This window comes from Paenibacillus lignilyticus (genome assembly GCF_017942085.1).
GTDB classification, from domain to species: domain Bacteria; phylum Bacillota; class Bacilli; order Paenibacillales; family Paenibacillaceae; genus Paenibacillus_Z; species Paenibacillus_Z lignilyticus.
Genome location: NZ_JAGKSP010000001.1, coordinates 1,068,437 through 1,080,475 on the forward strand (window position 1 = coordinate 1,068,437; position 12,039 = coordinate 1,080,475).

The following is a 12,039-nucleotide window of genomic DNA, read 5'->3' on the forward strand; positions in this document are numbered from 1 at the left end:
CTTTTGCGACGAAATCAACTGTTTCCCACCAACGTGTTGCTCCCTGAGCTACTCATCCGCGAAACCCACCGGTTGTTTCCAGCCAATGTGTTCCCAGCACCACTTAATCTACTTTGCTTAATACCACTCGGATCGAGCGATCAGGCGAGAGCACTGCGCTGCCGTTAATTAGGCTAAGCTGGCCTCCGCTGCGCTCGAATTGCAGTTCTTCGTTGCCGAGATGAGCGCTTTGGACTCGGCTTATGAGTGTTTCGCCCAGCTGCAGTTGCAGCAATGCGAACTCTCCGTAGAGCACGTTGATTTCAAGCGCATCTTTGCCGAGTTTTACCGTTCCCCATGCGCCGTCGAGCGCCCAGAACGCTTGATAATTTTCCACACTCAAGCCTGCAACCTCACCGGTTCCCGCTCCAGCCGAAACCTTCGGCTCGAATCCTAGCAGCCCCTGCCCTTTGTGGTAGCGGAAGCCGCTGTACGCATGCAGCAGCGAGTAGCTGGCCATCGAGCGGGCGTAGTTGCTGCCGCATTCGATTTCGTTCCACGGATTGCGGCGATTCCCGTCGTAGCGGCGGCGAATGGCTTCGACTATGGATAAGCCTTCCTCGTACAAGCCCTCTTGAATCATGTGCACCGCAGCTTGATATTCGAAGCCGGTCATCGTCTCCGAATTATAAGTAAGCGGAACGGCTGGTTTCAGCCTCCCCTCCGGCCAGGTGCAAATGAGCAATCCACCCTCATCACCAAGTGAATACAAGCGCCACGGATTGGCTTCTTTTCTCATCTCGCTCTTGAAGTTATAGCGATAGAGCGATTCCAGCGCTGTTCGTGTCTGCGCCGCATCAAAGATCTCGCCTAGTCCGCACAAGTTGGCATGCCACTGCGCAACAACCTGATCGATGCTGCAGCCTTCGCCGATTTGGTATTTGATCTCGCCTGCCTCTGCATTCCAGTAGGCATTCTCTACGCCGGACTGCGATTTCCCTTCGGAATAGCGGGTAAGGAGCGACAAATCTTGTAATTGGACCTGCTGCGTATAATATTCTCCGTTGAACAGCTCGCGGTCGGTATACGCTTTTCCGCGTTCGAACAGCCCGCGGTAGAGCTCCGCCGTTTCCGGCTCGCCCAGATACTCCGCGATCTCCGCTCCCGCCTTCAATGCGGCCAGATAGAATCCGTTCAGCCATGAATTCGGCCCGAACAGCTCCATATCGAGCGTATGATGCTGCCGTCCTTCGAGTACGCCATCTTGATTGGCATCCCATTTGTCCTCGTTGGAGTCGGACCACGCGAACGAAATCATCGTTTTCGCCGCTTCCCAATGGCCTCTCAGCCACTCGTCGTCCCCACTGATCTTCCAATCCCGGTAAAGTTTGATGATCCCGCCGAATTGTCCGTCAGCGCAAGCGTGAAAATTCGAACGCTCGCGTCCCACCGGCAGCATAAGCCGGAACTGCATCCGGCCGTCCTCGCGGCGATTATAGATAAAGTCCAGATCGCGCATGCTCCGCTCCAGCTGCGGGAACAAATACGGCAGCGCGTAAGCGTAATTCCAAACATGCGTACACGAGCCTTCGCAACAGCCGACATCCTCGATGCAGCCCTCGAAGCCGTAGAAAGAACCGTCTTCAAGCCGCAGACAGGTAGGCGATTTCAGCACGGATAAATTCGCCGCGACCGCATCCATTACAGCCTGCGGAAGTGTGGATCCATACAGCGCATCACGGAAAAGCCGCGTTTCCCGCTCCAGACGATCCCACTCTGCGAACGCGTATGCGCTGCTGGCGAGCGAGTCTTCGAATCGAACGGCGTAGTGATTTTTCCAGATCGTGCGTTTGCCGTCTTTCTCCGGATTCCAATGGTTGAACATGAACGGGCTGCTCCACGCGAGCATGAACCTCACACTGCGCGACTCGCCTGCCGGAACGTGGATCGAAGCTGCCAACGAAGCCATATCTTGATTGCGGAATTTCTCATCCGGCTCATATTCGCGGTTGTTGAAAGGTCCGAATGCAGTGAAGTCCCGCCAAAACATCTCCAGCGAGTCGCACCATCCGCCGCGATACCAGTACAGTTGATAGCTGCCCTCCGCTTGATCCGTAGCCAATGTCAGTTCGCCATACTCCGGATTGTCGTGCTTCTCCGTTTGTGTAGCCATATGTATTCGCCTTAAGCCTTTGTCGTTCACATAACGATGTAGACTTGGCGAGGTTTTCATCATATTGGCCGACGATAAGTTGACGGTATAGGTTAATGCCTGCTCGGTCGTATTCGATACGGTAATTGTAAAGAACGCCGCAGGTAAGCTAGAGTCATCTTCGTTCGAAGGAATGAACGGATTATAAGCACTCATTCGCACCTGCCCTGGGAAAGCCGGATCCTGAAACTCGATATCCGCCATCGGGAACGTACCCGTGAAAACAGTCTTCTCAAAATGCGGCATACCCCCCAGAGTCCCTGCATGCGGACCAAATCCATATCCGGAATGCAGCGCGCCTCCGCGAACCGGCTCCCCCATATAGGGAGGGCTAAGCTCTCCTTGTAAAATCCGAGCGTCAAGCACACGCTCGCCGTCCTCCGCTTTGATTGCAAAATGGCTCAGCGCATTCATACTGCGTTTGTTAGGCCGATTGAGAATCTCCCAATCCAGCAATCTACCATTACCTGCTAAACCGATGCAGCCTGTACCAATGCCGCCTATCGGAAATGAAATCGCATTCAGTCGTTCGTCCTCATATACAAATGAATTCACTATTATCGCTCCCTTCTACTTCACATTGTAGTACGAAGCCGGTGAGGAAGCATTGTAAAAGGGCTCTCTTTTGTTGTAAATTCCGATTGTTTTATTCACTTACACAGCGTTACTCAAGAACAAGCAATCAACGGTTATAATGGTTATAACTGGAAATTAAAGGGGTGAGGGAAATCGCGCGTTGGTTCATGAGCGCACTTCTCATTTTGTGCAGCGTTGTCGTTCTAAGTGGATGTACAAAGCCTTCAGATATTTATGGAGGCATCAGCAAAACAGACTTCCCCGAATTGACCGATCCCAATCTCGAATATGTCCATGCGTATAGAGGGCATGCCGATAATTGGAGTGCTGTGCTGTTTGTTTACAAGCTGAAAGGCGCAGATAAATTCAAGATGAAAGAGGTACTCGTGTATGACGGAGAAGATCCGAGACCTACCGGCCAGCTATCTACTGAATATACCTTTGGTGATGCTGTCGGCGGCTCCGGGACAATCATCTCCGAGGCACCGGAGAAGGGGATTTATGTGCTGCTTCCTTCAATGGGAACGGCAGCGTTCGCACCAAATACAACCGCCAAGCTGCTGGTCAAATGGAGCACTCATTCCGAGTATTTCGAGTTAAAGCCTGTGTCCGATTAGCGTTGGCAGCATGTGTTCGTCTATATAGCAAAAACAAGGATGCAGCCCATGGCTTGCATCCTTGTTCTCATTCAACCTTACCGCACCACGACAACCGCGAACGGCGGAAGTTCAAGCTCCAAAGCGCCGCCATCTTGCACCGCCGGCGCCGGATACACTACCGGTGCAAGCGGACGGACCGCTCGCTCATCCAGCGCGAGCAATTCCGACGGTTGTAAAGTAACAGCCGACTCCACACGTACGCGTATGGTTTCGTTCGTATAATTCGCTGCGAGCAGCATCACGGCGCCGTCATTGGCTCTTACTGCGAGTGCGTCGAAGCTTAATCGGTCAGCTACTCGGCAATCCAGCACTTCTGCTCCTTGCAGCTTGGCCGCAGCTGCCAATACGTGATAGAGGGGATACTTCTCTTCCCCGCCATCGCGCATAACCCCAAGCGGGCCAGCCGTCTCCAGGTAGCAGACACGCTCTGCTCCCGCTTCCGATAAGCTCCGCAAACTGCCGAGCGTCCACGCCGCGCCGAACAACGACCATTGGCGCGCATCGGTATGATTAGCGCGGTCCTCCGACCTCCGCCTGCCTTCCTCACTCGTCGTGTTCGGATTCAAACGCGGCTTAAATGTAATGGGTCCGATGCTAAGCGGTACATCGGGTACAATGCTTCGCGCACTGCGAACCGTATCCGCCTGCGCGGAAACCGTTTCGGCGAGCGAAGCGATATCGAAGGCGTGCACCTGCGGATTAATCGTGTACATGGCCGCATCCATCGGAGCAAGCGGCAGCTCCGCGCGGTTCAGCTCCGTAAAGTAAGCACGGGTGCCTCCCCCCACGCGAAAGGACAGCCCCGCCGAATCGCGCAGCTTCATAAGCTCAGCGGACAGCTCATGCTGGCTCACGAATCCAGCCTCGGGGAATACAAATACCGTATCCACGACAGTCCCCGCTTGGACGATCGCTTGAACCAGCACCTCCAGCAAACGCTGCCCCTGGACATGGCTATGGCCTTGGCCTCGGCTATCAATTTCGCCTTGCCCTTGGCTTTGCTCTTGCCCTTGGCTTTGCTCTTGCCCTTCGCTTCCAACTTCGCTTCGGCCTTCCCATTCTCCCGGTACAATCACTTCAAGCTCTACTCCTGCACCAAGCGCGCTTGCAGCCGCCGCCGTATTCGCGAGCTCCCGCTCCCAACCCGGATCGGCCAATCGAATAACTGCCCGCAGGAAAGTGAGCGCAAGCGGGCGAAGCGCCTCGAGCTCAGACATCGCAAGCGGGCGGCCCGGCGTCATCCCTAAACCGATACCGGGAACCTGCCCGACCACATGGTCACGGAGCTCCACTCGAATCGCTTGTACATCTGAAATCTCCGCTGAAGTTTCCTTCGAGTCCTCTACCAAATTCCCGCCAACCTCGTCCTCTCTCTCACCAACCAACCTAAGCGTCACAGCTTGCTGAACCCGCTCTCCGCTTGCCACTTCCACGGGGTAGGGGATGCTAAGCGGTGTGCAGTATGTTTTGTATGAAGCATCCGTCCAATTGCGCTGATCCTCCATTTCGAACAAATCGCCGCTAAATTGCAGCTCTGCGACCAGCTTCGGCGTTAGCTCATGGCGAATCGCCGTCATGCCGAGGAATGGCTGGTGCGGCGAAATCCGCTCCGGGAACACGCCTGAAATGGTTCGCGTCCCCGTCCCATCTTCCGTCTCTACCTCCACCTTACAGCCCGCCAGGTCGGAAGGATGCAAGATACAGAAGCCAATCCGGTTGCGCAAGAAATTCGAACGCGCCTCACCGTCGAACGTAAAGCGAATGGTTCCATCCTCCGAGCCGGTGATGGCCCCCTCCCATACAAAATCGATCTCGCCCTGCCGATGCTCTGCCACGAAACGCACCTCAAACTCATGGATGCGATCCGTAACCACATGAAACTCCCGAAAAACCGGCTTAATCGTCCCCCAATTCTGATCCCGGACAGCGGCATAGATGCCGCGCACGACTTCCTGCTCACCATAGCGAATATAACGCAGTCCGCCTTCTTCCAGCACAGCGGTCAGCGGACCTGCCTTGAGCAGCCGCCGCTCCGGCAGCGGTTCGGCAGAGCCGTACCGCAAAATTGCTATATCCCTTGCCTGACTTACCATAACTCGCGCTCCCCCGTTGTTAGACTTGCTTCTTCAAACACAGCACCCAATCACATTCGTGCTCATCACTCGTATTCTCCGCATCCACAGCAGGCGTTGCAAAATAAAACGTATCGCAGCTCGCCGGCTTCGATCGCTCACCCGTACGAGGATTTAACCAATAGAAGCTGTAGCGGCTCGGCTCATCAATCGCCAGCTCAGCTTCCTGCAACCGGGAAGTAGACTGCTGCCTTTCTCCGTACGTTGTTCTTCCCTTTCGTCTGTATTCTAGAATTTTGATCATAAGTGAACAATATAAAAAAACGACCGATTTTTCGATTTTGCTATAGAAATCTTGATCATTTCGTCAGTGCAGCTGACCCTCGGAAGCGATAATATCGCGATCATGCTGAACGCTGGCAATCACGGCGATTTCGATCGCTTCTACCATGGTTTCCAGGCTCATGCTCGGTATCTGTGGTTTCTGTGCGGTTTGTATGGGTAGGTATGGTATATGAATGAAGCCGCCTCTTATCCCCGGAAATTCCGTCGCGATCATATGCTGAAGCCCATAGAAGAGATGATTGCATACAAATGTCCCCGCGGTTTGGGATAAAGAGGCCGGAATGCCTCCTTTTCGCAGTCGCGCGGTAATGCTCTTAATCGGCAGAGAGGTCCAATACGCTGCCGGACCCTGTTCGGAGATCGGCTCATCTATTGGCTGGTTTCCCTCATTATCCGGGATACGGGCATCGTTCAAGTTAATCGCCACGCGCTCTAATGCGATGTCGCTGCGGCCGCCGGCTTGCCCGACACAGATGACCACATCCGGCTGCACCTCTAGGATCGCCTGCCTTAGCACTTCTATGGATGTGGTGAACACCGTCGGAATCTGTCTGGCCTCCACTTGGAGTTCGGGAAAAGTCTTGCGTCGGTGAACGCGGCTGACCACTTCCCAAGCTGGATTGATCGTTTCTCCTCCGAACGGATCAAAGCCGGTTAACAGTACTTTGTTCATGTCGTTTGCTCCTTCCACGGGATGATGATTAGCCGTTAATCCTTCAGTCTCAAGCCGCAGCTTGGACATTCCGGCTCATGCTGGATGATCTTCTCGCCGCAGGCGGGGCATTCCTCGTAAAGGTCTTGCGGTGCGCCCGGCTGAGTCGATAGAAGCTGCTCGGCAACAGCGCGCTTGTCTGTTCTCCCTTCTCTTTTCGTATCATATAAGTAGTCTCGAATATCCTGAATGTTCTTCGCCATGTTCGACGAATCCAGTGCGGACTGAATGACCGCGTGTAGGATGAAAAATAAAAAGGCTATCATAATGATCCATAATATAATCGCTCCAACCATTGTAACTCTCCTTTTCGCTTCTCATCGGGTTTATCGCTTCAATCCCTTCTTCTGCACGATCGTTTGGAATCCCTTCCTGGCATTCCCAGTTCCCGCGAAAGTTAGGACCTGCGAACGTAATAAATGTGCCAGAGACTAGTCCATTTTTGCCGCATATTCATAGAATGATAGTATTGAATGGAGGTGATTATATGCCCAATCAATTTCTGGATTCTCGTATTTCCATCCATCGTAACGACTTTGGGGGAGACGAGCCGTTAGACAATTTGGCAATCTTGATCGGAGACATCGGCTTGCAAGTTGGAGCTGCAGTCCCCTTGAATACGAACAATGTCCGCGTTTCCTTGACCGGAACAGCTGTTATTGATTTTGCGCCATCCGTGGAGCCGACATTGGAGCTCCCACTGGAACCAACCGTTGTTTCTCTCTTCGTCGAACGAGGCGGCGATGGCACTCCGGGAACAGGCGTCACCATTCTAAGTGAGCAATTTAACATCCACTTCTGGAGCGCTTTGTTTCCAATCAGCATCACTGCCGCCGACTTCCCACCTGCGGCCGATGTGTTAACCGGACAGATCCGTTACACGCTGTTTATTGCAAGAGACGGTTTCTTCGATCTCGTCCTGATCGGCCCTGCCGTCTTCAACGGCATCGCTTCAGCCGGATCGACTTAGTGCTCTTTGTAGAGAAGGCCACTGAACAGAAGCACTGCTTCGTGTTCTCTGGCCTTTTTTTTGTTGCGACTCCTCGGCTGTTTCCCATGGTTGCGTGTGCGCGCAGTGCCTGAGAGTCGGAAAAGCCTACTCTCACCCGCGAAAACACTCATATATGGAGCCGAGAGTGGTGAAATCCGACTCTCGCCTCTCCTCCTCTACCATTTCCGCTTGCGTGTGATGCTGAGAGTCGGAAAAGCCTACTCTCACCCGCGAAAACACTCATATACGGAGCCGAGAGTCGGGAAAACCGACTCTCGGCCATCCTCCACTACCATTTCTGCCTGCGTGCGGTGCCTGAGAGTCGGAAAAGCCTACTTTCAACTAACCGCCTCACTCATTTCCACCGACAACCGGGGCTGAGAGTTTCAGGCTGAGAGTTTCATATTCGAACTCTCAGACGCGGAAACGCGTAATATTGATGCTGAGAGATCGAAAATCGCACTCTCAACTAACCTTCTCCCTCATTCCGCCTGCGCCTGGGGATGAGAGTTTCATATTCGAACTCTCAGACGCGAAAACGCGCAAATGTGATGCTGAAAGTTCCAAAATCGTACTATCAACTAACCAATCTCCTCATTTCCTCCAACGCCCGGTGCTGAGAGTTTCATATTCGAACTCTTAGCACCCCGAAAAGACGAGTTTACTGGGGGGTTCGGCGGTTGTTCCACTTCTTAAGCGATATATCCGCTTATGGTGCAACAATCGACCTCGGCTGCAGGCTGTAAGCGGCATATCCGCTTAATGCCTGCCCAACAAGAAAACCCGCCAGGCCGAAGGGCCCAGCGGGTTTCCAAATCCAGCAACTCCGCCTGCTACATTACTTCGCAGCAAGGAATGCGTTCAATTGCTTTTGCTTCTCTTTGAGCACTTTATCGAGCCCGTTCGCTTTCTCTTTCTTCTGAAACTCGGCCGCTTTGGAAGGGTCGATTGCGCCTGTTTCCAGACCGGCGATGTATTTGCTGCGTACGGTAACGAGGGCCGCTACTTGCGATTTCACCGGCTGTGCATTAAAGGTGAATCCTAGCGCCGGCGACAGTTTCGCGCCTTTGTTGAACTTTTTGAACTGTGCCCATTTGTCCGGAGCTTCCGTATTCCAAACATAGTTCAAGAATTGGTTACCGAACATCCAAGTCGCACCCGGATTGTAGTTCGCTGCATTCGGACCTGGCTTAATGATTTCGGTCGATACTTTCTCGTAATGCTCGCCTTGAATACCGAAGTTAAGCAGGTTATTCAAGTATTTGTCGGAGTGGAGCAGGTTGATGAACATCATTGCGCGTGCCGGATCCTTGGAAGTAGTGGAAATCCCCAGCATGGAGCCCGCGGTTTCGCCCGTCGATACGGTGCGCTCCGTCATGTTAATCTGCTGCAGTTTACCAGCCAAATTCGCTGCAATCGCCATCTCAGCATCTTTGCCCGGCTTCAAGGAAGCAACGATCATGAACACATTGCCCTTCTTCAACGCATCCTGCCCGGACAATTGCGTCGTTGCCGCATCTCTGTTGATGTAGCCTTTCTTGTAGAAGCTGCGGGTCACGCTCAATTGATCCATATACTTCTTATCGTCGAAGCGCGTAATAACCTTCGTGCTCGTGCCGTCTTTGCGAATCAGACCTTCAATCGTCGTATCGCCAAGGTAATCCTGCTGAATGAAATAGTGCGAGTTGAAGGTTTCGCCGTCACGCAGGAACAGCGGCGTCATGCTTGGCATTTTCGCTTTCACTTTAGCCAAGATCGGAGCAAGGTCATTTACCGTTTTCACTGCATTCAGCTGAGCGGTCAAGCCGAGCTTGCTGGCAATATCTTTGCGGTAGATAACGCCGCCTTGCGCGGCCAACTCTTTGTTAGTCGGCACGCCGTAGTTATGCCCGTTCACTTTGGCTCCTGCCAGGAATGCCGGATCGAGCGACTTCGTGATGTCTTTTCCGTATTTGCTAAGCAAATTGCCGGCCGGGCCTTTCGCATCGTCGAGCGCAAGGAACACTTTCTTCGCCACATCGTTAGCATGGCCGTTCCATTGTGCCGTGAAGATGACGTCCATCGGCTCGCGGCTTGCTTTCAGCAGGTTCATCTTGCTGTCCCATTGGCCCCAGTCGATCGGAATGAGGTCAATCGTCGCATTGATTTTGCCAGTCAGATACCTGCTCATTTTTGCTTCGATCTGAGCTTCATCCTTGGCAGGGGAACCCGGATAATACAAGGTAAGCTTGTAAGGTGCCAGCGTGCTGCTACCAGCGGCGCTGGCAACCGGTACCACGGATAAAACAAGGCTTCCGCCCAAAATCAGAGAGATGCTTTTTCCCAGCTTGCTTTTTTCTTTGAACATGCGGTAGTGCCTCCCTTTATAAGATGATGTGCGCTGTATACTCAACCGGTTGAACCGGAACGAGCCAAAATAATAGAACCGCCTGTCTGCTGCCTGCACCTCTGTTTTCATCTCGGCCCGCCGTCTCGCCTGCTTCCATTCCCTCAACCCTTAATCGCACCAACGGTCAATCCCTTGATGAAGTAACGCTGGAAGAACGGGTAAGCAAACACGATCGGACCGATACCGACAACCGCCATCGCCATCGTCACCGTTTCTGTGGGCAATTGGTAATCCGGATTCTGAGCCAAAATCGCCGAGTACGCCGACGAGTTGGCACTCAAGAAGGTGATATCAAGCAGCGCCTGATACATACGGAACTGAATCGTGTACAACGTGTCATGATTGATGAACAATAAGCTAAGGAACCAATCATTCCAATAGCTCAGCGTACAGAACAAACCAACCGTCGCCAATACAGGCAAGGAGAGCGGGAGCACGATTTGAGCGAAAATCCGCCATTCGCCTGAACCGTCAATCTTCGCTGATTCGAGCAGGGCAGGCGGAACTGAGTTCGTAAAGAAGGTGCGCAGCACGAGTACGAAGAACGGCTGAACGAACATCGGAATCATGAGCGCCCAGATGTTATCCCGCATGTGAAGCCCTTGTGCGTACAGTAAATAGAAAGGCACCAATCCGCTATTGAAGAGCAGCGTGAAGAACATGATGAAGGAAAATACTTTTCTATGCTTGAAGTCCGGTCTGGAAATCGGATACGCGAACAGCGACATCATCGTGAGCGCAATTAATGTGCCGACCACCGTAACGAATAACGAAGTGCCATACGATCTTACGATGCTCTGCCAATCGCTCAGCAGAAAATCATAGGCGGATGCACTGAACTTCTCCGGCCAGAACTTATAGCCGTTAACGAGAACCAGGTTCTCGTCGGAGAAGGAAACGGCAATGACGAGCAGAAGCGGCAGCACGCATAACAGCGTGTAAATCCAGAAGAATCCGTTGATAAAGAAATTCGAAAGGTTGGATATTTCATGAAGTCCCTTTTTCCGTTTGGTCACCATCGTCATCGCCATGCGTATGAATCCTCCTTAGAACAAGGCATCGTCTCTGCTGATCCGACGAATGACCAGATTTGATAGCAGCACCAGTACGAATCCGACCACTGCTTGGTACAAGCCCGCCGCAGAGGACATCCCGATATCCCCGCTTACGATAAAGCCTTGATACACGTAAGTATCAATGACGAGCGTCGTGTCGTAGAGAATGCCTGAATTCCGAGTAACTTGGAAGAACAACCCGAAATCCGAGTAGAAAATACGACCGATCTGGAGAAAGGTAAGGATGATAATGACCGGCCGGATCAGCGGCAGCGTAATACTGAAAATTTGGCGCCATCTGGAAGCCCCATCGATCGTCGCCGCTTCATAATACTCGTTGTCGATCCCTATAATGGCCGCGAGGAAGATGACCGCATAATAACCGATCCCTTTCCAAGTATTAATGATGGGCAGAATGAACGGCCACCACTTGGACTCCGTATACCAATCGATTGGCTCAATCCCAAGCGCAGGAAGCACGATTTTGTTAAAGATCCCGATATCCGGATTTAAGAAAGCGTATACAAGATAGGAAATAACAACCATCGACAGAAAATAAGGCAGAAACATCGCCGTTTGGTGGAGCTTCGCCAACCTTCGGTTTCGCATGGCGTTAAAGAGGAGAGCGAGCGTAACGCCGATTACCAGGTTCAAGACGATAAAGACCGCGTTATAGGCAAGGGTGTTTCGGGTGATCGTCCAAGCATCGGTCGTACTAAACAGATAATTGAAGTTCTCCCACCCTACCCACTTGCTCTCCAGAAAACTTCGAATGAAGCTGGTCGACGTATACTCGATTTGTTTAAAAGCGATTAAAGAGCCGATCATCGGAAGGTAATTGTTCATCAACAGCACGAGCAGCGCGGGAGCCATCATAATATAGAAGGCTCCGAATCTTTTCCAGTAGCCAATATTTTGCTTGGATCGTGTTTTAGGCGCCTTCGCCTTCGCTACGACTTCCGCGGCTTCCGTTGAAGGAGTCATCCCCATAACCATCCTTTCGTTCTCTTGTACATTCATTGTAAAGGTTGGGAACCGACTCCATCTAT

The 12,039-nt window shown here is 52.4% G+C and carries 10 protein-coding genes; 2 read left to right on the forward strand and 8 right to left on the reverse strand.

Features of this window, described 5'->3' with window-relative positions; genetic code table 11:
* Nucleotides 1-103: 103 nt before the first annotated feature.
* Nucleotides 104-2,746, reverse strand: a complete 2,643-nt coding sequence (locus I8J30_RS04570) for a GH116 family glycosyl-hydrolase (protein ID WP_210655769.1) — start codon at nt 2,744-2,746, stop codon at nt 104-106.
* 164 nt (nt 2,747-2,910) lie between these two features.
* Here I8J30_RS04570 and I8J30_RS04575 point away from each other — a divergent pair, with 164 nt between their 5' ends.
* Nucleotides 2,911-3,384 carry a hypothetical protein gene (locus I8J30_RS04575; RefSeq protein ID WP_210655771.1) on the forward strand — a complete coding sequence of 158 codons (474 nt, stop codon included), beginning with the start codon at nt 2,911-2,913 and terminating at the stop codon, nt 3,382-3,384.
* 77 nt (nt 3,385-3,461) lie between these two features.
* Here I8J30_RS04575 and I8J30_RS04580 read toward each other — a convergent pair whose 3' ends face one another.
* The 4 genes from I8J30_RS04580 to I8J30_RS04595 form a co-directional block, all read right to left on the reverse strand.
* Nucleotides 3,462-5,519 carry a D-apionate lactonase family protein gene (locus tag I8J30_RS04580; RefSeq protein WP_210655772.1) on the reverse strand — a complete coding sequence of 686 codons (2,058 nt, stop codon included), beginning with the start codon at nt 5,517-5,519 and terminating at the stop codon, nt 3,462-3,464.
* A gap of 19 nt (nt 5,520-5,538) precedes the next feature.
* Nucleotides 5,539-5,730 (reverse strand): hypothetical protein, encoded by a 192-nt coding sequence (locus I8J30_RS04585; RefSeq protein WP_210655774.1) that lies wholly within the window; start codon nt 5,728-5,730, stop codon nt 5,539-5,541.
* Between the two features lie 135 nt (nt 5,731-5,865).
* On the reverse strand, nt 5,866-6,516 hold the full coding sequence (gene pcp, locus I8J30_RS04590; protein WP_210655776.1) for a pyroglutamyl-peptidase I: 651 nt from the start codon (nt 6,514-6,516) through the stop codon (nt 5,866-5,868).
* Nucleotides 6,517-6,551: 35 nt separating this feature from the next.
* The gene (locus I8J30_RS04595; RefSeq protein WP_210655778.1) at nt 6,552-6,851 is read right to left on the reverse strand and encodes a hypothetical protein; all 300 of its coding nucleotides are present in this window, start codon (nt 6,849-6,851) and stop codon (nt 6,552-6,554) included.
* A 191-nt stretch (nt 6,852-7,042) separates the two neighbouring features.
* Between I8J30_RS04595 and I8J30_RS04600 the strand changes: the two genes are divergently transcribed.
* Nucleotides 7,043-7,525 carry a hypothetical protein gene (locus I8J30_RS04600; RefSeq protein WP_210655780.1) on the forward strand — a complete coding sequence of 161 codons (483 nt, stop codon included), beginning with the start codon at nt 7,043-7,045 and terminating at the stop codon, nt 7,523-7,525.
* Between the two features lie 859 nt (nt 7,526-8,384).
* On the opposite strand, the gene I8J30_RS04605 is transcribed toward I8J30_RS04600, so the two are convergent.
* The 3 genes from I8J30_RS04605 to I8J30_RS04615 form a co-directional block, all read right to left on the reverse strand.
* Entirely contained in the window at nt 8,385-9,893 is a 1,509-nt protein-coding gene (locus I8J30_RS04605) for an ABC transporter substrate-binding protein (RefSeq protein WP_210655782.1), read from the reverse strand.
* A 143-nt stretch (nt 9,894-10,036) separates the two neighbouring features.
* Nucleotides 10,037-10,966, reverse strand: coding sequence for a carbohydrate ABC transporter permease (locus I8J30_RS04610; RefSeq protein WP_240547774.1), 930 nt, complete (start codon nt 10,964-10,966; stop codon nt 10,037-10,039).
* A 15-nt stretch (nt 10,967-10,981) separates the two neighbouring features.
* Nucleotides 10,982-11,974, reverse strand: a complete 993-nt coding sequence (locus tag I8J30_RS04615) for an ABC transporter permease (RefSeq protein WP_240547775.1) — start codon at nt 11,972-11,974, stop codon at nt 10,982-10,984.
* Nucleotides 11,975-12,039: the final 65 nt, after the last annotated feature.

What these genes read in the sequence shown, in the direction of transcription:
- I8J30_RS04580 (WP_210655772.1), bottom strand. Translation starts at nt 5,519, where the DNA reads ATGGTAAGTCAGGCAAGGGATATAGCAATTTTGCGGTACGGCTCTGCC.
- pcp (WP_210655776.1), bottom strand. Translation starts at nt 6,516, where the DNA reads ATGAACAAAGTACTGTTAACCGGCTTTGATCCGTTCGGAGGAGAAACG.
- I8J30_RS04595 (WP_210655778.1), bottom strand. Translation starts at nt 6,851, where the DNA reads ATGGTTGGAGCGATTATATTATGGATCATTATGATAGCCTTTTTATTT.
- I8J30_RS04600 (WP_210655780.1), top strand. Translation starts at nt 7,043, where the DNA reads ATGCCCAATCAATTTCTGGATTCTCGTATTTCCATCCATCGTAACGAC.
- I8J30_RS04605 (WP_210655782.1), bottom strand. Translation starts at nt 9,893, where the DNA reads ATGTTCAAAGAAAAAAGCAAGCTGGGAAAAAGCATCTCTCTGATTTTG.
- I8J30_RS04610 (WP_240547774.1), bottom strand. Translation starts at nt 10,966, where the DNA reads ATGGCGATGACGATGGTGACCAAACGGAAAAAGGGACTTCATGAAATA.
- I8J30_RS04615 (WP_240547775.1), bottom strand. Translation starts at nt 11,974, where the DNA reads ATGACTCCTTCAACGGAAGCCGCGGAAGTCGTAGCGAAGGCGAAGGCG.